This window comes from Chondromyces crocatus, assembly GCF_001189295.1.
GTDB classification, from domain to species: Bacteria; Myxococcota_A; Polyangia; order Polyangiales; family Polyangiaceae; genus Chondromyces; species Chondromyces crocatus.
The window spans coordinates 6,926,112-6,946,080 of the sequence record NZ_CP012159.1; the positions used below are offsets into that span (position 1 = coordinate 6,926,112).

At 70.6% G+C, this 19,969-nt stretch carries 17 protein-coding genes; 8 read left to right on the top strand and 9 right to left on the bottom strand.

From position 1 onward, the window contains the following. Window positions 1–147 precede the first annotated feature (147 nt). Window positions 148–1,782 (bottom strand): flippase, encoded by a 1,635-nt coding sequence (locus tag CMC5_RS25275; RefSeq protein WP_063796347.1) that lies wholly within the window; start codon window positions 1,780–1,782, stop codon window positions 148–150. 251 nt (window positions 1,783–2,033) lie between these two features. Between CMC5_RS25275 and CMC5_RS25280 the strand changes: the two genes are divergently transcribed. Both CMC5_RS25280 and CMC5_RS25285 read left to right on the top strand, forming a co-directional pair. Further along, complete coding sequence (locus CMC5_RS25280; protein WP_050432821.1) at window positions 2,034–2,591, top strand: hypothetical protein; 558 nt, start codon at window positions 2,034–2,036, stop codon at window positions 2,589–2,591. 27 nt (window positions 2,592–2,618) lie between these two features. After that, window positions 2,619–3,146 carry a PPC domain-containing DNA-binding protein gene (locus tag CMC5_RS25285; protein ID WP_063796348.1) on the top strand — a complete coding sequence of 176 codons (528 nt, stop codon included), beginning with the start codon at window positions 2,619–2,621 and terminating at the stop codon, window positions 3,144–3,146. Between the two features lie 138 nt (window positions 3,147–3,284). On the opposite strand, the gene ligD is transcribed toward CMC5_RS25285, so the two are convergent. Both ligD and wrbA read right to left on the bottom strand, forming a co-directional pair. Then, window positions 3,285–4,499, bottom strand: a complete 1,215-nt coding sequence (gene ligD / locus CMC5_RS25290) for a non-homologous end-joining DNA ligase (protein ID WP_082362779.1) — start codon at window positions 4,497–4,499, stop codon at window positions 3,285–3,287. Window positions 4,500–4,694: 195 nt separating this feature from the next. Continuing rightward, window positions 4,695–5,309, bottom strand: a complete 615-nt coding sequence (wrbA, locus tag CMC5_RS25295; RefSeq protein ID WP_050432823.1) for an NAD(P)H:quinone oxidoreductase — start codon at window positions 5,307–5,309, stop codon at window positions 4,695–4,697. Between the two features lie 179 nt (window positions 5,310–5,488). On the opposite strand from wrbA, the gene CMC5_RS25300 reads away from it, so the two are divergent. Then, window positions 5,489–6,808, top strand: coding sequence for a hydroxyacid-oxoacid transhydrogenase (locus CMC5_RS25300; RefSeq protein WP_050432824.1), 1,320 nt, complete (start codon window positions 5,489–5,491; stop codon window positions 6,806–6,808). 20 nt (window positions 6,809–6,828) lie between these two features. Then, window positions 6,829–7,305 carry an acyl-CoA thioesterase gene (locus CMC5_RS25305; protein WP_050436124.1) on the top strand — a complete coding sequence of 159 codons (477 nt, stop codon included), beginning with the start codon at window positions 6,829–6,831 and terminating at the stop codon, window positions 7,303–7,305. A 6-nt stretch (window positions 7,306–7,311) separates the two neighbouring features. Here CMC5_RS25305 and CMC5_RS25310 read toward each other — a convergent pair whose 3' ends face one another. The 3 genes from CMC5_RS25310 to CMC5_RS25320 form a co-directional block, all read right to left on the bottom strand. Continuing rightward, window positions 7,312–8,238 carry an SMI1/KNR4 family protein gene (locus CMC5_RS25310; protein WP_050432825.1) on the bottom strand — a complete coding sequence of 309 codons (927 nt, stop codon included), beginning with the start codon at window positions 8,236–8,238 and terminating at the stop codon, window positions 7,312–7,314. Window positions 8,239–8,410: 172 nt separating this feature from the next. Next, window positions 8,411–9,307 (bottom strand): hypothetical protein, encoded by an 897-nt coding sequence (locus tag CMC5_RS25315; RefSeq protein WP_156338861.1) that lies wholly within the window; start codon window positions 9,305–9,307, stop codon window positions 8,411–8,413. Between the two features lie 236 nt (window positions 9,308–9,543). Continuing rightward, a complete protein-coding gene (locus CMC5_RS25320; protein WP_245677744.1) occupies window positions 9,544–10,611 on the bottom strand; it encodes an AraC family transcriptional regulator in 1,068 nt (355 codons plus the stop codon). Window positions 10,612–10,723: 112 nt separating this feature from the next. Between CMC5_RS25320 and CMC5_RS25325 the strand changes: the two genes are divergently transcribed. Next, window positions 10,724–11,806 carry a Rieske 2Fe-2S domain-containing protein gene (locus tag CMC5_RS25325; protein WP_082362781.1) on the top strand — a complete coding sequence of 361 codons (1,083 nt, stop codon included), beginning with the start codon at window positions 10,724–10,726 and terminating at the stop codon, window positions 11,804–11,806. A gap of 25 nt (window positions 11,807–11,831) precedes the next feature. On the opposite strand, the gene CMC5_RS25330 is transcribed toward CMC5_RS25325, so the two are convergent. Next, window positions 11,832–12,518 (bottom strand): hypothetical protein, encoded by a 687-nt coding sequence (locus tag CMC5_RS25330; protein WP_050432827.1) that lies wholly within the window; start codon window positions 12,516–12,518, stop codon window positions 11,832–11,834. A gap of 445 nt (window positions 12,519–12,963) precedes the next feature. On the opposite strand from CMC5_RS25330, the gene CMC5_RS25335 reads away from it, so the two are divergent. Genes CMC5_RS25335 through CMC5_RS25345 form a run of 3 tightly spaced genes read left to right on the top strand, consistent with a single transcriptional unit; the run spans window position 12,964 to window position 17,334 of the window. Beyond that, window positions 12,964–13,779, top strand: coding sequence for a CPBP family intramembrane glutamic endopeptidase (locus tag CMC5_RS25335; RefSeq protein ID WP_050432828.1), 816 nt, complete (start codon window positions 12,964–12,966; stop codon window positions 13,777–13,779). Between the two features lies 1 nt (window position 13,780). Continuing rightward, window positions 13,781–14,782 (top strand): thiopeptide-type bacteriocin biosynthesis protein, encoded by a 1,002-nt coding sequence (locus CMC5_RS25340; RefSeq protein WP_050432829.1) that lies wholly within the window; start codon window positions 13,781–13,783, stop codon window positions 14,780–14,782. Next, on the top strand, window positions 14,779–17,334 hold the full coding sequence (locus CMC5_RS25345) for a lantibiotic dehydratase (protein ID WP_050432830.1): 2,556 nt from the start codon (window positions 14,779–14,781) through the stop codon (window positions 17,332–17,334). The genes CMC5_RS25340 and CMC5_RS25345 overlap by 4 nt, the downstream gene beginning before the upstream one ends. On the opposite strand, the gene CMC5_RS25350 is transcribed toward CMC5_RS25345, so the two are convergent. Next, window positions 17,260–19,395: a RiPP maturation radical SAM C-methyltransferase gene (locus CMC5_RS25350; protein WP_156338862.1), complete on the bottom strand. Its 2,136-nt coding sequence runs from the start codon at window positions 19,393–19,395 to the stop codon at window positions 17,260–17,262. The two genes, CMC5_RS25345 and CMC5_RS25350, sit on opposite strands and share 75 nt — an antisense overlap. A gap of 111 nt (window positions 19,396–19,506) precedes the next feature. Further along, window positions 19,507–19,902, bottom strand: a complete 396-nt coding sequence (locus tag CMC5_RS25355) for a hypothetical protein (RefSeq protein ID WP_050432832.1) — start codon at window positions 19,900–19,902, stop codon at window positions 19,507–19,509. Between the last annotated feature and the right edge of the window lie 67 nt (window positions 19,903–19,969).

A 19,969-nucleotide genomic window follows, 5' to 3' on the forward strand; every position in this document is an offset into this window, starting at 1 on the left:
ATCGGCCAGAGACGCGCTCGCATCCCTCGCCTTCAGCTCGATGTCAGGAGGACGATCGCGTCACTCGATGCATCGAAAACTTCACCAGCGCGAAGGCGTGACGTCGTCTCTCACGCGGTCGGCGCCTCGTCTCTAGATAGCTCGTCTCTAGATAGAAGGAGCCGTCGAGGTGGAGGGGGCCCCCTGCGCCTTCAGCACCTCGGCCCCCGTCTCCGCGGAGGGACGGCTACGCCGCGCGCTGCTCACCGGCCCACCGCGCGCCGCGTCTCCTGTGACCTCACGTCCCCCCCCTGGCACCGACTGCGGCGCATCGCTCCCCGAGCCGCTCCCGGGTGCCGAGGGAGGCGATGCGCTCACGGGCGGCTGTCGCCGGAGCAACGTGCGCAGCTCTTCCCACGACACCGCCCTCAAGGCCAGCGCGAGTCCCGCGTACGACAGCGCCCCCACCGCAATCGCCAGCCACATCCCCCCGATCATCCGCCCGCCGTAGGCCACGGCCGTCATCAGCGCCGTCGCCACCGCCATCGCCGCCACCCGCCGCACGACCACGAGCCGCACCCAGCGCCAGGTCTGCCATACGCAGCCCACCAGCGAGATCGTCGTCGCCGACATCGCCCCGAGCGCCGCCCCTCGCGCACCATAGCGCGGGATCAGCGCCACATCGACGAGCACGTTCACCACCAGCGCCGCCAGCAAGAGCTTCACCAGCACCACCTCTCGCCGTGCGGCCAGCAGGGGGAGCGAGGCCACCTGGAAGGCGAAAGCGAGCGGCACCTGCAGCATCAGCAGGGGCAGCACCCCGGCCGCTGGCCCGTATCCCGCGCGCGAGCCGTACACGAGGAGGATGATGTCCGGCGCGAGCAGCGTCGCCCCCGCCGCGATCGGCATCCCGAGCAGCAGCGCCGCGGACATGCAGTTCTGGTAGAGGCCCCCGAACGCCTTCGAGTCTCCCACGTAGAGGCGCACTGCCGCTGCGAACGCCGCGCCGAGGAACACGTCGGGGAGCAAGCGGAACTGCTCGCTCAGCACCCACGCCGCGCTGTACACCCCCACCGCTTCCTCGTCGGCCAGCCAGCGCAGGAGCACCCGATCGGCCTGCTGGAGCGCCATGAGCAGCGCGCCCACCAGCCCGATCGGGATCGCCAGCCGCGCCACCCGCAAGAGCTCGGGGAACCCCACCCGCAGCACCGGGCGGTAGAAGCGCGCCCGCAGGAAGTAGTAGCTCACCAGGAACTCGAGCACATTGCCGACCGCCAGCGCCAGCGCCGCCGCGATCACGCCGCCGCCCAGCGCGAGGAGCCCCATCGCCAGCGCGATCACGATCACCCGCGCGCTCAGCTCTGCGTAGGCGATGTACTGCAGCCGCTCGTGCGCCTCGAAGGCGAGCCACACCGTGTTGTAGAGCAGCGTCGCGAGCTGCGATGCCGCCGCGATGGCGATCAGCGTCGCACCGAGGCCAGGCTTCGCGACGAGCGCCACGACCGCCGTCACCGCGAGCAGCACGGCCCCCATCCCCCCGCGGATGGCGAGCGCCGAGCCCACGTGCTGCGCCCCCGTCTCGGGCCGCACCGCCACCTCGCGCGCCAGGTAACCTCGCACCCCGATCCCGGCGACCACCGCCACCGTGCTGGTCAGCGCGATCGATGCCTGCAGCTCACCCCACTCGGCCACCCCGAGCTGGCGCGCCAGGTACCCCACGAAGGCGACGCCGAGCACCGCCGTGAAGACCTGCTTGCCCACCATCAGGGCCGTGTTCAGGGCAATCCGCTGACCGACTCGCATCCGTCCCATTCCGATGCCCGGGCCCGGTCGCGGGGTTCGGCCAGCCGTTCGCGACCTCGTCGATCTTTACAGATGAATGGCCAAAGGACCGCCGGAGCGGAAAGCGCTTTCTGTCCATCGCCAGCCGCGCTAGCGTTTGGCCCGTCATGGAATCCGCGCCTCCTGATCCTCCGGGTTTCCGGACGAGCTCCCCCTCGGAGCAGGCGCGCCCCCACACGAACTCACCTTCGCGCCCAGCGCCTCCATCCCCCATGGCAGCCGACGTGTTCACTCCCCCCCCTCCGCCGCGTGGCCTCCACTCCCCTTCCGCTTCGGAGGTCCTCTCGTCCTTCTCTGCCTCACGCAAACGGCAGGCGGGGCGCACGAAAGCTGAGCCGCCGATTCGCCTGAGCGGCACACGCCGCGAGCACCACACCGCGTGCGGCGGCATCGAGATCACCATCCCCGCGTCCGAGATCCTCGTCCTGCGCGCCTGGGGTCACTTCGACGCCGAGCTGAGCGAGCGCACCGTCGCACTCGCCGAGCCCCGCGTGACCGTCGCCTCGCACAGCTTCGTCCTCTTCCTCGATCTGAACGAGCTCGAGAGTTACGACAGCGCCGCGCGCGTGCTGCTCACCAACTGGCTCCAGGAGCTTCGCCCTCGCGCCGAGGCCATCCACGTGTCCACCCGCTCCCGGCTCGTCTCCATGGGCGTCGCCGTGGCGAACCTCGCCCTCGAAGGCGGCTTGCTCGCGTATGGCCCCGAGCACCGCTCTCGTTACGACGCCGTGCTACAGCAGACCGTGCAGCGCAGCGCAGCGCGGAGCTGATCGCTCCCCCGCGCATCGAAGCGGGTCATGACGCCTCGACCGCTCTTCATCGTCCTCACCCTCACGCTCGGTGCTTGCAGCGCCGCCGACGTTCCTCGCCGAGGCCCTGTGGATCCCTCCGATCCGCTCTCGTCGAAGTACATCCGCACACCCACCGGCTACCTGATGGTGCTGCGACGAGGCGACGACGTCCTCGCCCACCTCGAGCGCCTCGCCGTCCTGGAGCAGATCCCGGGCGCCAGCTTCAGCGGCTTCGGCTTCGTGAACGCCACCTTCGGCTTCTACGACTTCGCCCGGAAGACCTTCGATCCTCGCTCCTTCCGTGACACCGAGCTCGCGAGCATGAACGGCAGCATCGCCTGGAAGGACGGTGTCCCCGTCATCCACGCCCACGCCGTCGTCACCGACAGAGACTTCGCTGCCCACGGCGGGCACCTCCTCGGCCTGGAGGTGGGCACGGGCTCCGTGGAGATCACCATCCTGTTGCACGACCAGCGTCTCGGTCGGGCCGTCGATCCCGCCATCGGCGCCAACGTCATGCACTTCGTTCGGTGAGCGACACCGACGCGCTCGAAGCTCCCTCTCCGCCTCTCCGCCTCTCCGTCTCACCACTCCGCTCGCGCACGCTCACCACTTCGCTCACGCACGCTCACCACTCCGCTCGTGCACGCTCACCAACTCGCTCGCGCACGCTCACCGCTCCTGCGCCGCCCGACGACGTGGACTCACGCCCCTACGTCGCGCCTTCTCTGCTGCGACGGGCACCTCGCGTACCACCTGGGAGGCCAGCTTGTCCCCGCGCAGACCCTGGAACGAGGGGTGCCTCATCTGGCCTCCCTCGGTCCACTCCGTGAACTCCACCTCGGCCACGAGCACGGGCTTCACCCAGTGCACCGGCACACCGCGGCGCCCTGACACGCGCTCGGTGAAGGGTGATGTCTTCCGCTCGATGGCGCCGAGCCGTCGCCGCAAGGTCCGCAGCACCGACGCCGTGAACCCCGTCCCCACGCGCCCCGCATAGTGCAGCTCCCCCTGCGCGTCGTGGACCCCGCAGAGCAACGCCCCGAGCCCCACCCGCCCCGCTTCCGGATCGGTGAACCCCCCGATCACCACCTCTTGCCGCGTCGTGCACTTCGACTTCTGCCAGTCCAGGTTGCGGCCCGACCGGTACGGCGCGTCGGCGCGCTTCGACACGACCCCCTCCAGCCCGAGACGACAGGCGTGCTGCAGCACCTGCACACCATCCTCCTCCAGGTGATCGCACAGCCGCACCTTGCTCCCCTCGGGCCGCCCCGCGAGCAGCGTCTCCAGCGCCGCCTTCCGCTCTGCCAGCGGCGCGCTCACCAGCTCACGACCATCCAGGTACAGCAGGTCGAACGCGAAGTAGTACAGCCGCGCGTCCGACCCACGCGACAGCGCACCTTGCAGCGCCTGGAACGACGTCCGCCCGTCCGGCAGCACCGCCGCGACCTCTCCATCGATCAACGCCGACGTCACCGGCAGCGCTGCCACCGCCGCGGCGATCGTCGGGAACTTCTCCGTCCAGTCGCGCCCTCGCCGGCTCGAGAGCCGCACGACCTCCCCCTCCCGCTGCGCCAGGATCCGGTAGCCATCGATCTTGATCTCGTGCACCCATCCCGGACCGCGCGGGGGTCGCTCGACCAGCGTGGCGAGCTGAGGCTCCAGCCACGCCGAGTCCACCGTCTCCGATGTCGCGCCGAGGGTCGCGGTCGCGGTCCCCGACGTGCGCCCGTTCGTCGCCGCCTTGCGTCTCCGCTCTCCCCGCACAGGTGGCTTGGTCCTTCGCTCAGCCGCCTTGGCTTTCCGTTTCCCCGCCTTGGCTCCTCGCGTCCCCGCGTGGGTCCCAGGAGGCGCCTCACGGGTCGTGTGCGCATTGCGTGATGCCATGCAGACCTTCCACGACGTGCGTGGTGATCCGCATGGCAGACGTCAAGAGGAGCCCGGAATGGTGCGTGTTCACGAAGTTCCTGAAGAGACCAGCAACGCTGCTGAAGCCCACGGCATCGCCGAAGAGCCCCGCTGGCTCACGCCAGGACGGGAACGCCTGCCAGCCCGATCGGGCGGCTCGCCCCGCCGCAACGCTCAGCCTGCGGTCAGCTTCTTCGCGATGCTCGCCACGTGGCGCCCCTGGTAGCGCGCCCCGGCCAGCTCGTTCTCCGACGGGTGTCGCTCCCCCTTCCCCCCGGCGATCGTCCCGATCCCGTAAGGCGAACCGCCCGTCACCTCATCGATCTTCGTCTGCCCCGCGAACGAGTACGGCAGCCCCACGATCACCATCCCGTGATGCAGCAGCGTCGTGTGGAAGCTCAGGATCGTCGACTCCTGCCCTCCGTGCTGCGTCGCCGCCGACGTGAACACACTCCCCACCTTCCCGACCAGCGCCCCCTTCGCCCAGAGCTGCCCGGTCGCGTCGAGGAACTGCCGCATCTGACCGCACATGTTCCCGAAGCGCGTCGGCGTCCCGAACACGATCGCGTCCGCCTCGGCGAGATCCTTCACCTCCGCGATCGGCACCTGGGCCTGCGCCTTCTGCGCGTCGACCGCGTGCATCTTCTCCAGCACCTCCGCGGACAGCGTCTCCGGCACACGCCGGATCACCACCTCGGCGCCGTCCACCTCACGTGCCCCCTCGGCGATCGCCTCGGCCAGCTGATGCACGTGTCCGTACAGGGAGTAATAAACGACCAGGACCCTCATCGCGTCTCCTCCTCGGCCCGGCGCTCTCCGGAGCGCGCCTCCGTCGCTGGACGGACGCGACCGGCGCTCTTCCGAACCTCCAGCGACACGACGATAGCCGAACCCCATCGACGCGGCAGACCCAGCGCGCGTCAGGCGGTCCCTCACCACACCCCGCAGCGCCACCGGACCGCGTTACCATGCCGCGCGTGGGCTCCTGTCTCGGCTACGCCTTGCTCGACGGCGGCGACACCGCCTTCACCATCGACGCCTCCAGCGTCACCTTCGGCCCTGGCGCGCTCGCCGAGGTGGGCGAACACGCCCGCCACCTCGGCGCGCGTCGCGTCGCCCTCTTCACCGACCGCACCCTCGCCGCCCTCGCCCCCGTCGCGGAAGCCCAGCGCTCTCTGCGCGCCGCAGGCCTCGACGTCGCCCTCTACGACGACGTCCGTGTCGAGCCCACCGACGCCTCCTTCCTCGCGGCCGCCGCGTTCGCCGCCCAGGGCCACTTCGACGCCTACGTCTCCGTCGGCGGCGGCTCGGTCATCGACACCTGCAAGGCCGCGCTCCTCCACGCCACCTACCCCGCCGACCTCCTCACCTACGTCAACCGCCCCCTCGGCGAAGGCCGCCCCATCCCGGGCCCGCTGCCCCCGCACATCGCCTGCCCCACCACCACCGGCACGGGCAGCGAGTGCACCGGCATCGCCATCTTCGACCTCCGCGCCCAGCACGCCAAGACCGGCATCGCCTCGCGCAGACTCCGCCCCACCCTCGCCCTCGTCGACCCCACCGCGGCCGCCACCCTCCCGGCCGGCGTCGTCGCGGCCAGCGGCTTCGACGTCCTCAGCCACGCCCTGGAGTCCTTCACCGCCCGCCCCTTCAGCGCCCGCCCTCGCCCCGACACACCGCTCGCGCGCCCCATGAGCCAGGGGCAGAACCCCTGGAGCGATCTCGGCTGCCGCGAAGCCCTCCGCCTCACCGGCCGCTACCTCACCCGCGCCGTCGCCGACGCCACCGACACCGAGGCCCGCGACGCCATGTCCTGGGCCGCGACCCTCGCCGGCATCGCCTTCGGCAACGCGGGCGTCCACCTCCCCCACGCCATGTCCTACGCCATCGCCGGCCTCCGCCACGACTTCCACATGCCTGGCTACCCCGCGCCCTTCGTCCCCCACGGCGTCGCCGTCATCCTCGGCGCTCCCGCCGCCTTCCGCGCCCTCGCCCCCCAGCACCCCGAGCGCCACCTCGAAGCCGCCGCCCTCCTCGGCGCCGACACCCGCGGCGTCGATCCTCGGGATGGCGACGCCATCGGCACCTTGCTCGCCGACCACCTCACGCACCTCATGCGCACCGCCGGCATCCCCCGCGGCCTCACCCACGTCGGCTACGGCGAGGTCGACCTCACCGCCCTCACCGCAGGCACCCTCGCCCAGGCCCGCCTCGTCGACAACGCCCCTCGCCCCATCCCACCCGACGAACTCCAAGCCCTCTTCCGCGCAGCCCTCACCCCCTGGTGATCCGCGTCCGGAGCCCGACCATGACCGACGCCTCACGCACCAACGCCTCACGCACCAGCGCCTCACGCACCGACGCCCCTGCCCCCCAGCGCGCCGACTACCGCCACTTCCTCGTCGTCCCCACCCGCTGGATGGACAACGACGTCTACGGCCACGTGAACAACGTCGTTTACTACTCGTACTTCGACACCGTCATCAACCGCTACCTCATCGACGAGGGCGGCCTCGACATCGTGAACGGCCCCGTCATCGGCCTCGCCGCCGAGTCCCACTGCCGCTACCGCCGCGCCGTCGCCTTCCCCACCGACCTCGACGCCGGCCTCCGCGTCGGCAAGCTCGGTCGCAGCAGCGTCCGCTACGACATCGCCCTCTTCCCCCGCGGCGAACCCGACGCTGCCGCCGAAGGGTGGTTCGTCCACGTCTTCGTCGACCGCGGGACCCGCCGCCCCGCCCCGCTCCCCGACCGGCTCCGCGAGGCGCTCGCCCGCCTCGCTTGAGCGCCGTCACCACACCTTCAGCACCTCGGCCATCTCCTCGTCGGAGATGAACAGCTCATCCACGCCCGCCCGACCTTCGAGCCACGCGCACGCGGCCGCGGCCCGCTCCTCCGGCGCCGTCGTACGCCGCACGATCTTGCCCAGCCCCGTCGCGAGCGCCTTCCGATCGGTCCCAGGCACCAGCACCAAGGCTCCCTTCCGCAGCAGCAGATCGAGCAGCTTCCGCCCGTCGTCCTCGGGTGCAGGCTTCGCCGCCACCACCACCGGCTCCTCCTCGCGCGGCCGGATCGCCCAGCCCGTCGTGTCGAAGCCCCGCTGCCCCAGCGACGCGAAGGCGGCGCGCGGCCAGATCCCGAACAGCTCCCCATGGCCGTCCTCGATCGCCACGATCTCCCCCTGCGTCACCCCATCGGCCAGCGTACGCAGGAACGCCCCGAACCCCGTGAACAGCACCGACCGCTTCTCGTGATCGTGCAGGTACACCAGCACCTGACCGCGCGTCCCCCCCTCGGCGGGATCCAGATCCACGCAGAGGTGATCGCCCGCTCCGTTCCCCGCGATCGGGATCCAGCCCGGGCTCCACCACACCTGCCGGAGGGGCCCTTCCACCTGCACGAGAGGCGACCCCTCGCTCGGGAACGTCCCATCGTCCAGGAACCCCCGCAGCATCGACCAGGTCGACCCGATCGCCTCCAGCGTGTGCAGCTCCCAGCTCTCGAACAGCGCGCGCGAGCTGCCCGCGTGCCGCCGCAGCGACGCCTTCAGCTCGTCAGGCAGCGTCGCGCCGATCCCGGCCTCCAGCCGCGCGAGCCCCTCCTCGCTCGCTCCTTGCGAGAGCGCCGACAGCACCTCGGGAGCCCGCTGACCGAGAAAGCCCTCGATCCGCTCCCAGCTCGCGTCGCTCGCCTCGCCCGTATCGCTCGCCTCGCGCACGTGTCTCCTCGCTCCACCGCACGCAGCCGGAAGATCCCGGTCTGACCGGATCAACCTACCGCCGCGTGCGCCGAAGCGGGGCAACCATCGAACCTGCGCGCGCTCGATCGGCTCGCGCGGCGCCACGCGGACGCCACGCGAGCCGCCCCCGCCATGGAATTCCGCCGTGGTGTCAGGGCGTGACCGTCAGCGCATAGGTCATGTCGACCAGGAACGTCGACCCGTTCGGCCGGGTCAGCTTCCCGGCGAAGCGGATCACGTGCTCGCCTGCCGACAGCGGCTTGAGCATCGCCCAGTAACCCGAGCTCGCCCCCTCACGGGCCGTCCCGACGGGCACCCCGCACGAGTTCGGCCCCACCGACCCCGAGACCGAGCCAAAGATCCGAAGTGCCGGATCGGACGACTGCGTGTCGACGAACAGCCCCGTGTACCGCTCGTGGTTTTCGAGCCCGGCCACGCTCACCCCGTCGACCTCGATCGACAGATCGCGCGTATCGCTCGTGCTCGGCCAGACCACCTCCGCCCAGTTGGCGATGTAGTCCGCGTCGTAGTCGCAGTTGTTCTCGTACTGCGCCACCATCATCGTGGTCACGATCGGGAAGAAGATCGGCTTGCCCGCCGGCAACGAGCAGCTCCTCACCTCGGACTGGCTGGTCGTGTTGCCCGTCAGGAAGAAGACCACCGCCGACTGGTCCTGATCACAGTCCCCCCCCAGCATGGGGTTCGTGGCCCGCGGGATCCCCAGCGCCCACTCCCACCACGCCGCGCCCCACTGCCCGAGCTCCAGCCCGAACACAGCCTCGTCCGGGGGGAAGATCAGATCGGGCGTGCTCGACCCGCCGCCCTCACCGCCTTCGCCACCGTTCCCCCCTTCACCGTTGCCACCGGTCCCTTCGCCGCCGGCGCCGTTCCCCCCTTCCCCATCGTTGCCACCGCTCCCCCCCCCACCGCCTTGAGCCTCCGAACCGCCGCCCCCCCCAGGCCCCGACGGCCCATCATCCCCATCACACGCTGCGACGAGACCGACGCCCGACAGCAGCAACACCGCTCCAACTCGACCAAACTTCATCGCCATCCTCCGGCACACGCCGTTCACGTCGGCTCCCTCGTGGCGGCTGCTCGACGATGGCGGCGCTCTCCCTCCCCCCCTTCAGCAAGCGGCTTGCCAGATGGCCCTTCCCTCGTTTTCTCCCGCCATCGCGCCAGTTCCCCCCCCGCGCCGAAGACCGACAGCTCCCCCCTCGCACGCCTCGAGCCAGCGTTGCGCAACATGCGCAGCTTGCACGCAACGCCTCCGTCGAAGCCCTACGAGCGCGCCGCGGCTCCTGCGCGAAACGCCTCCGGCGTCTGCCCCGTCCAGCGCCGGAACGCCCGGTGGAACGCGCTGGGCTCCGAGTAGCCGAGCGACCACGCCACCTCGGCGATCGCCGCGCCCCCGCCCAGCAACGCCAGCGCTTGCTCCCGCCGCACGTCGTCCAGCAACCCGTGCAGCGACATCCCCTCGTCCTTGAGCCGCCGCTGCAACGTCCTCGCGCTCATCCGCACCGCTTCCGCCAGCGACGCGAGCCCCACCTCCCCTTCATGCAGCCGCGCCGCGATCAGCGCGCGCACCCGGCTCGACAGCCCTGGCGCCACCGGCACCCGCTCCAGCAGCACACGCGCATGCTGATCCAGCACCGCGCACAGCGCCGCGTTCGCGCCGAGCAGCGGCAGCGTCAGCGAGGCCGCTGGAAACACCACCTCCGCCTGCTCCGCCCCGTACACCACGGGCACCCCGAACAGGCCCGCCACATCGAACCCGTCACCCACCGCCGCGCCCGTGAACCGCACCTGCGCTGCCTGGAGCCCAGGGATCGAGCGCCCCCCGTTGATCAACAGATCCACGAACAGCGCCTCCGCCATGTGCCGATGCGCCTCGCGCGCGGCTCCGAACGGCGCGTACGACAGACGCGCCACATCCCCCTCCACCGACAGTGCGAACCGCTCCCCGTCGTTCCAGAGCCGCTGGTAGCGGAGCAACCGCGAAAGACAGCCCCCGAAATCCGGGCTCGTCACCATCAAGAACCCCAGCGTGTCGAGGTCCTCCACCCGCAGCTCCAGCGCGAAGTGCAGCCCGAACCGCGCGTCCCTCGTCGCCTCCGCGGCGGCTTCGAGCACCGCGTACACCCCGACGAGCGGCACCCGCCCGTCCGGGTCCGCGAGCACCGCCTCGGGCGCGCCCAGCCGCGCGACCAGCGCCTCTCGCACTGCCCCTCGCCCCACCGCATACGCCACCATCCGTGCCGCCGCCCGCGCCCACATCGTCGGGGTGGCCTCCTCGGCGCGTCCCTTCACCTCGGGCTCTCCGCGCGTCTCCTCGGCCTCTCGGCGCATCTCCCCGGCCTCTCGGCCTTGGCGTGTCCTGTCAGTCGATCTGGCGTGCGGCATCCGTGTGGAGCGCAAGGTCACGCTGCATGCTGCGTGGAGACCCCGAGGAGCCCCGCTCATGCTCAGCCCTGCGCCCCGAGAGACTACCTCATCTGCCGACGACGCGACCGACGCCCCCCATGACACCACCTCCACGCGCGACGCCCCCTTCCTCCTGGATCACTGGCACATCCTCCTCGACGCCGCGCGCCTCGGCACCCGCCCGATGACCGTCACCCGCTTCGGCCAGCAGCTCGTCCTCTGGCGCGACGCCGACGGCCGCCCCGTGGCCCAGGACGCACGCTGCCCGCACCGTGGCGCCGACCTCGGCCTCGGCCGCGTCGTCGACGGCGCCCTGGAGTGCCCCTACCACGGCTTCCGCTTCGCCCCCGAAGGCCACTGCGTCCGCGTCCCGTGCGCCGGCAAGCACGCCCGGATCCGCAAGGACCTCGTGACGCGCCGCCACGAGGTGCGCGAAGCCCGCGGCTTCCTCTGGATCTTCTGGGGCGCACCGCGCGACACCTACCCGCCCCTCCCCTGGTTCGACGCGATGCCCGAAGACACCCGGCGCTCCGCCACCATCACCCTCACCTGGGACGTCCCCTTCGCGCGCGTCGTCGAGGGCAACCTCGACCTGCACCACTTCCCCTTCGCTCACCGGCATTTCGCGCACGGCATGGGCCACCTCCTCGACCCCTACGACGTGCGCGTCGACGGACCCGTCGTCCACACCCGCGGCGTCCTTCGCAAGGACGACGGCACCCCCCACGACGGCAAGAAGGGCATGGCCTTCCAGCTCTCCATGCACTTCCCCGGCATCCTGTTCGCCGACTTCGGCATGCGCGTGCGTGGCATCGGCGGCATCACCCCCATCGATGAAGGGAACACCCTGGTCGTCTTCCGCTACCACGTCGACGTCCCGATCCTCGGCGGCCTGCTCGCCTGGCTCTCCTTGCTCGTCGACGGCCACCTCGTCCAGCGCGACGACCACCGCATGCTCCGCGCCTCGACGCCAGCGCGCCACGACCTTCGCCAGTACAAGCTGGTCCACGCCGACGCCGGCATCGCCGCCTGGCACAAGCTCTACCGACGCGCGCTCCGAGCGCAGGCCGCCGCGTCCCTCACCGCTGGCAAGCGCGCCCTGCCCCTCATCCAGGCGTGAGCGACCTCCCCCTTGCCCGACGAACCTACGCGGACGTGCACGCGTCGAGAGGCCTGGCGTCCACCTCGTCCACGATGCCAGGCAGCACCAGATCCGCAGGTGGCTCCCAGAAGCGGTGCGCCTCCGTCACCTCGAAGTCGGGCGGACGCACGTCACGTCGCTCCACCTCCACCAGGGCGCCCTCGAGGTCGAGCAGCACGATCGTCTTCCTCCCGTCGAGCACCAGGGTGACGTGGGTGCGCCACGCCTCCGGAAACTCCTGGGCGGGATCCCACAGCTCCGACGACAGCACGACGTATCGACCGCTCGAGAGCGCGCACAGGAAAAAGAACTCGCCATCACCGAGTGGAGAGCTGACCGTCATCACCCGCTCGATCTCGAAGCGCAGCTCCTCCACAGCGCCAAGGCGCTCCTCGGTCTCGGCCTCCGCCGTCCTCAGCCTGTCCTGCTTGAAGCGCCGCCCAGCGCGAAAGCCGAGCCCTCCAGTCACCACCAGGAGCACTCCGAAGACGAGCGCCGCGCCCCTCGGGAAGCCGTCGAGCAGGAACAGCGCCAGCAGCGCGACGAGCCCTCCCAGTGCCGCACAGAACAGCGCGTCCCCACCCCCACGCAGGTGCTGCTTCAGTGCCTGCTCTCGACGCCGACCCCGTTCTCGAATCGTCTCGACCTCTGCCTTGGTGGGCAAGCGCATCTCGCGGCGGAATTCATCCACGCGCGGAATCTACCCCAGCCCTGTCGACATCGGTGCTCGACGGGAGCTCCCGGTCCGGGGCGATGGATCGGGTGCAAATCCGCACCAAGCGGAATCCACCGATCGACCTGCCTTGTTGACACCTCCAGCTCGCGCTCTCGCGGTGCGATCAGCGCCCGCGTCACCACCGCAACCCGACAGGTCACCGCACCGCCATCGCACGCGATGACGACCTCGCGCTGCGGAGCGACCCGCATCGACCGTCGAAACGGAGGGCAGCGCCCTTGCATCCCTTCCTTGATGATGTCAGTCGCAGACCGACGGCTGGAAACCGCGACTCGACCATGGGCAGCGGAGCGACCGATCCATGGATCCGACGATCACGCTGCGGTGTGCACCGACGCATACGCAGCCGTCGCGTCCTGGACCGTTCACGAAGGGGAGTGGTAGGGTGAATCGCCAGCGCATGACGGGTGGGAAGAGCGCGACCGTGAAGCAGGGAGTGATCCTCTGGGCAGGCGGCGCGCTCGGAGGCGTCGCCGTCCTTCCTTACGCCTTCGATCTACAGCGTGACGCGCTCGCGAAGAGCTCGGTGGCGAGCCTCGGCTTGCCGACGCTGGCCGCCATCGCGGCGGGCCAGACGGCGGTCCTCATGGCCATCGCCGTCGCCGTCGGCCTCCGCGCAGCGCGCAGCGTCGGCCTCCGCGCCCCCGTCAGTGAAGCCCTCGCGACACGTCAGCCGGTGCGCGACGTCGTCCACCCGTTCGTGGGTCCAGCGCTCGGCCTCGGTCTCCTCGGCGCGGTGCTGATGACCATCCTCGACCTCTTCGTCTTCCTCCCCGCGCTGCCCGCGCTGCGGGAAGCGGGGAAGCCGATGATCGAGCAGTTCGTCCCCTGGAAGGCGGCGCTCGCCTCCCTCTACGGCGGCATCTCCGAGGAGATCCTCACGCGGCTCCTGCTCCTGAGCGGCATCGCGTTCCTCCTGCGGGCGGCGCTCCGACGGCGGGACGTGCCTCCGCAGCCGGCCGTGATGTGGACGGCCATCGTCGTCTCGGCGGTTCTCTTCGGTCTCGGGCATCTCCCCGCGACCGCGGCGATCGTCCCGCTCAGCGGCCTGGTGATCGCACGCGCGGTGCTGCTGAACGCCGCCATCGCCATCCCCTGCGGCTGGCTGTTCTGGAAGCACGGCCTGGAGTCCGCCATGCTCGCGCACTGGCTCGCGGACATCGTGATCCACATCCTCGTCCCGGCGCTCACCGTCGCCGGCGTCCTCGCCGTCTGACGTGCGCGACGACGATCGCCACCTCACGCGCCTCATCCTCGAAAGCTTCAAGACCGACGATCTCGACGCGCTCTGCAAAGACGCGGACCTCTCGCCCGAGCAGCTCCAGGGCCTGCGGGACGCCTTCGTCAGCGCCGGCGCTGCGCGCATCCGCGAGATCGTCCAGCCGAGCACCTGGCACCAGGTCGGCGTCACCTTCGACGGCCTCGGCCTCCAGCGCCCCCTCTTCTTCACCGGCCGCTTCCTCGAGCAGGTCCGCACCTGGCTCGACGACCGCACCATCGATCGCTTCTCGTTCCTCGACAAATCCCCCGGCTTGCGGCTCCGCTTCCGCATGCTCCGGGCCGATTTCCCGGAGCGCCTGTCCACCTTCCTCCAGACCTGCGCCGACGAAGGCGAACTCTCCGGCTGGGTGCGCCGCGCGTACGAGGCCGAAGTTCACCAGTTCGGCGGCGAGGTCGGCATGGACCTCGCGCACGAGTTCTTCACCACCGAAAGCCTCGCCGTCCTCGGCCACCGGGCGCTGCACCTCACGGGGCACGCCTCCCTGTCCTCGACCGAGTTCTCCTTGCTCCTCCTCCACGACCTCTTCCAGCACCTCGTCGAAGACCGCTGGGAACTCTGGGATCTCTGGGCAAACCTCGCGCTGGCCGACCGAAGCCTCACGCTCGACGACGCCGAACGCGACGACGCCATCGCCCTCGCCGAGCGCGCCCGCGACGCCATCGTCGAGATCCTCGACGCCCGCCCCTCGCTCCTTCACCGCCTCACCGATCCCGAGCGCGCGCTGCTCCCCCCCTACCGCGACGCGACCCACGCCCTCGCCGCCCGCCTGCGCGCCGCCCGCGACGACGGCCAGCTCTCCCACGGCCTCCGCCAGATCCTCCCCTTCTGGATCGTCTTCCACTGGAACCGCATGGGCTTCGACGCCGATCACCAGCGCCGCCTCGCCTTCGTCATGGCCCACCTCCTCGACCCCAAGCGCGCGGAGCCCCCACGATGAGCCCCTCGTCCCCTCCTGCACCGCGCGCTCCCTTCTCGGCGCAGTGGTTCCCTCTCGTGCTCCTCCGCGTCCCTGGCGTGCCCCGCTCGCACCTCGCCACGCTCGGCTACCACGCCACCCTCACCCAGCGCCGGGCAGCGCTGGCTGCTCGCGCCCCCCTCGAAACTGCGGCCCGGGCCCTCGCCGATCGCCTCCACCCCCTCGTCCCCCGGGTCGACGACCGCCACGCGCGCCGCCCCCTCCTCGCCGCCCGCAGGGCCCTCTTCAAGCTGGAGCCGCTCCCCGAGGGCGCCTGGCGCGACACCGTCCGCGCCCTCGATCCTGCCCTCCACGACGACCTCGAAGCGTGGCGCCTCCAGCACGCCACGCACATCACCCACCTCGACCGCTGCGACGCCCTCTTCGACGAGGACGCGGCGACCAGCGATCGTGCGCTGTGGGAGCTCCTCGCGTCGAAGCATCTCGTCGCCGGCCTTGCGCTGCTGAACCCCTCCCTCTCGGCGCACCTCGCACGCATCCCCCGCTGCCCTCTCGCCGAGCTCGGCGTCGACGATCGCAAGGCCATCGTCCAGGCCTTCCGCTACCTGCTCCGCGCCGCGATGAAGCCCACGCCGAACGGCCACCTCGCCGGGACCTTCCTCGCCCAGATCGCTCCGACCCCGGCGCCACCGCCGCAGGATCTCGGCATGCGCACCACGGAGTTCCAGCTGAGCCGCCTCGTCACGGACCGCCTCGCCAGCGTGCTGCTGGAGAAGCCCGCGTTCCGCGATCACGTCAGCGCCCACGTCTCCCCCTGCGCCTTCGAGGAGGACGGCGTGGTCTGGGTGCTTCACACCGATCCGGAGACTGGACGCGAACGCTACCAGGAGGTCCCCGAGGCCAGCGCGCTCCTCCCTCACCTCGACCAGGCCTCCTGGGGATGCCCCTCCCCCTGCGCCCACTGGGGCGAGAAGCTCACACGGGCCACACGCGACCGCCTCATCGAGACGGGCTTCCTCCAGCTCTCCTGGACCCTCACCGAGGAGACGACGGCAGACGACCTCCACGCCATCGCGCAGGCGCTGCACCCGTCGACCGAAGAAGCCCCTGAACTTCGACCGTGGCTGGCGTTCAGCCAGGCGATCCAGCAGCCCCTGAGCGACCTCCAGAACGCCGAGACCGACGAGCAGCGCCACGCTGCCCTCGGAACGCTCCACAGCCTCCTCGCCCCTGACCCCGAGCAGAGCACGGAGGGAAAGACCCCGCTGCTCGGGTTCGACGACGCAGCCGGCGACGCACGCCTCCACGTGCCCGAGCACGACCTCGCGCCCTTCCTCGCCGAGGTGGCCCTCTACGGCGCCGGCTACCTCCTCCCCGCCCTCTTGCCCGAAGAGCAGGCGCTGCTCGCCCTGCACCACCAGCTCTACCCCGACGCGCCCAGCGCCCCCTTGCTCCACTTCCACCGCGACTACCTGCGCTTCTGCGAAGCGAAGCGCCTCGGCCGCAACCACTTCGCCAACCTCCGCTCGCTCGGGAAGCACCTCGACCTCCCCGCCACCGACGATCCAGCCGCCCCTTTCCACCAGGGCCTGCTCGACGCCATCACCCGCGCAGAGCGCGGCGAGGCCCACTACCGCCCCGATCTCTCCGCGCTCTCCCGCTGGGACACCGCCACGCGCACCCGCGAAAGCCTCCGCTTCGCCCCCGCGCCGCCTGGTCCCGCGGGCCCCCGCTTCCACCTCACCCTCTGGGGCGGCGACCGGATGTCCCTCTTCCCCCGCTATCTCCGCCGCTTCCCGAGCACCGCGCTGACCGAACCCTTCCGCGCATGGATGGCCCAGTGGCCCGCCGTGGTCGACATGTACGGCGCCTTCAACAAGAACCCCGACCTGCGCCCGCTCACCACCGCGCGCGCACTCCACATCCCCGGCTGCCCCGCGCCCGTCGCCTCCCCCAGCGCCGCCTTCATCGAGCCCCGCGCCCTCGACGTCACGCGCGCCACCGGCCGGCTCACCCTCGTCGAACGCGCCACCGGCCGCCCCGTCGATCCCGTCTTCCTCGGCGTCTCCGGCCCCCACACGCGCCCGGGCTTCGCCCAGTTCCTCGATCACCTCTCGGGCCACCGCACCAGCTTGCTGGAACTCCTCTTCCGCGCCTTGAACCGCATCGTCGGCGAGCGCATCCAGCGCGCTTCCGCCCAGGTAGAGCGCCTCCCCGCCATCGTCCTCGGCGACCACGTCCTCCTCGCGTCCGAACTCTTCCTCGTCCCCGTCGCCTCCCTTCCCCTCCCGCGCGGCCCCGTCGATCGCGCCGCCTTCTTCCGCTTCCACGACTGGCTCGCCGACCACGGCCTCCCCCTCCGGGCGCAGGTCCGCGTGAACCAGCGCGACCCGCTCTGGCTCGACCTCGCGCATCCGGCCGGCATCCAGAACCTCGCGAGGCTCGTCCACGGCCACACCGTCTGCCTCGTCTCGCCCCCCCTCCTCGACGACGACGCCCTATGGCTCCGCGGACTCGACGGCAGCTACGAGGTCGAGCTCGGCGCGGAGTTCATCGCTGGAACGGCGATCTGAACCCCCGGCCTCGACGTCGAGCCGCCGCATCACGTCGACCAGCCCGAACCGCGCCGCCTCGCCCTCGTCCGTGCAGTCCACGGAAAGCCCCAGCCACCGATCGTCCACGTGGATCGCGATCCACCGCTCGACCAACCCTGCCAGGAACGCGTCCAGCTCCTCCTCGCGCTCGGGCGAAGCGATCATCTCGGCCCCGAGCGCCTGGGCCACGTGCACCAGGTACAGATCCGTGAACGAGAACGACAGGAGCGCTGCCGCCTCGCTCGCCGAAGCCCACGCCTCCACGATCGCCGCGCGCCCATGCGCTCGCCGGAGATGATCGTGGATGCGGTGCCCCACCCCCGACAGCAGAAACGCTTGCGGTTCCGCCCTTCGCGTATCGACGAGCAGCGTCGTCCTCTCCCCCTTGAACTGATAGAACCGCGCGCCGGCCCGGTGTGCCGTGATCCAGTGCTCGATCGCGCGCAAGAGCGCCTTCTCGTACGGCGGCGACCCTTGCGGCAGATCGAAATGGAAGTGGTACGAGAGGTTGAACCGCTCCTCGTCGTCGAGCCCCCGGTACGACAGCTCGAACCCCGCGAGCGGCCGGATGTTGCGGAAGCCGAGCGCCTCCCGCTGCGTGAAGTACGGGCTGTAGCGATCCATCAGCACCGGGTTCGGCCCCTTGGGCGGCTCCAGATGGACCAGGCGCTCGATCAGCTCGATCACGCGCAGGTAGCCCTCGACCGGCTCGTGCGCGAAACCATAGAGGTAGAGCCAGAGCGGCTTGACCCCGTACGTGCTGCACCACTTCAGCACCTCGAGGTTGTGGTACGCCTTGACCCCCTTCTTCATCAGCTTGAGCACTGCCGAGTCCAGGCTCTCGACCCCTGGCTGGATGAGCCGCACGCCAGCGCGCGCGAACTGATGGACGTCCTCCTCTTCGAGGTTCGACTTGGTCTCGTAGAAGAGACGGAGCCCCTCGCCCTCCAGCCGCGGCAGGAACGTGCGCAGGTAGCGGAGGTCGATGATGTTGTCGACCACGTAGATGTAATCGACCCCGTGCCGGTCGCGCATCGCGAGCGTCTCTTCCAGTGCGCGCTCGGGGCTCTTGCTGCGGAAGCGCATCGTCGCCGAGTTCAGCCCGCAGAACACGCAGTGCTGGATCGCCCCCCACCAGCAGCCACGTGACGTCTCCAGCGGGACCGCGATCTCACGACGCTCGCGCAGGTGCGCCAGGATCGGCGCCGGCATCTGCTCGAAGTAATCGCTGAAGTCGGCGAAGGGCAGCGAGTCCATCGCGTCGAGCGGCTCCACCGCCGCCCCTCGCAGCACGTCACCGCCTTTCCTGAAGACGATCCCGGGGATGTCGTCCGTGGCCCGCCCCGCGCGCAGACGCTCGATGAACCGAGGCAGCGCCGTGTCGGCCTCACCCTGGATGACGGTGTCCACGTACGGGAACGACCGCAGGAGCTGCACACCCATGTCTCCCTCGCAGTTCGCCCCACCGAAGACGATGTGCACCTCGGGGTGCCGCGCCCGGATCGCCCGCGCGAGCGTCAAGCACGCGACGTTCTGCGAGAACGTCGACGAGAACCCGATCACGTCGTACGCCCCCCAGTCACGCGCCCCGAGGCACCGCTCCAGATACCCCGCTGCCCCGTCCAGGTAGCCGCGGATGCGCTCCACGGATCGAGCGAACCGCTCGCGGGAGAAATTGGGGTTCGGGATGTCGGCGATCCGCTCGATCTGGTGGCGGACCCGCTCGCTCCGATCCCCCCAGAGCGTGTCGGCGAAGAAGAGATCGCCCAGGTTGTTGAAGCTCGCGAGGATGTTGTAGTCGAGCAGCGCCTCCTCGACGGGCAGCCCCTTGGTGAAGTGGCGAAAGAAATCCGGCGCGCCGTAATAGAGATCCGTGGCAATGCCCGCTTGCAGGAGCGTGGCCTTGAGCAAGCTGGCCCCCATCGCAGGCATCCAGCTCGACGTGAACGGCATCACGACCAGGCAGGCCCGCTTCCCACCGTCCGGCACCGCGCGCACGCGCGCCTTGTCCGACCCGAGGCCCGATATCCTGATCAACATGAACGCCACCTCTCCAGCACCGTCCACGCGGGCACCACCGCGCGGCAGGGAGTCGACCGGGGGCCGGCCTTCACAGGAGCCAGCCCCACGGCGACGGTTCAGGGGGGGAACTCAGACCACGACGACGAGCACCACGGCCGCCATGACGGCGACCGTCGCGGTCTCACCGGGGAGCTGCTGCTCCGCATCCCGCATGAGCGCCGCGGGCCCAGCGCCGGCCCGCTTCGCGCCCCACAGCTCGTCCTTGAAGACGTCCGAGAGCACCTTCTGCGAGTCGGTCCGGGTCGTGGCCTTGAAGTCCACCGCGATGCCGCGCTTGGACAGCCGATCCTTCACCTCGCTGACCCGGTTCTCGATCTTCTCCAGCGGGATGTTGTTGGGGAGCTGCGTGCCAGCAGGCACCGGGATCCCGCGCAGCTTCAGGTACTCGGCGGGGTTGGCGGCGAGCGCCTGACGCGCCGTGGGATCGTTCAAGATGCTCTGCTGAAACTCCAGAATCTTGTCCATGACAGTCTCCTCGTGCTGACGGGCGCATTCGCGCCCGTCGATCCTTCACGCTCTTCACTCGTGAACA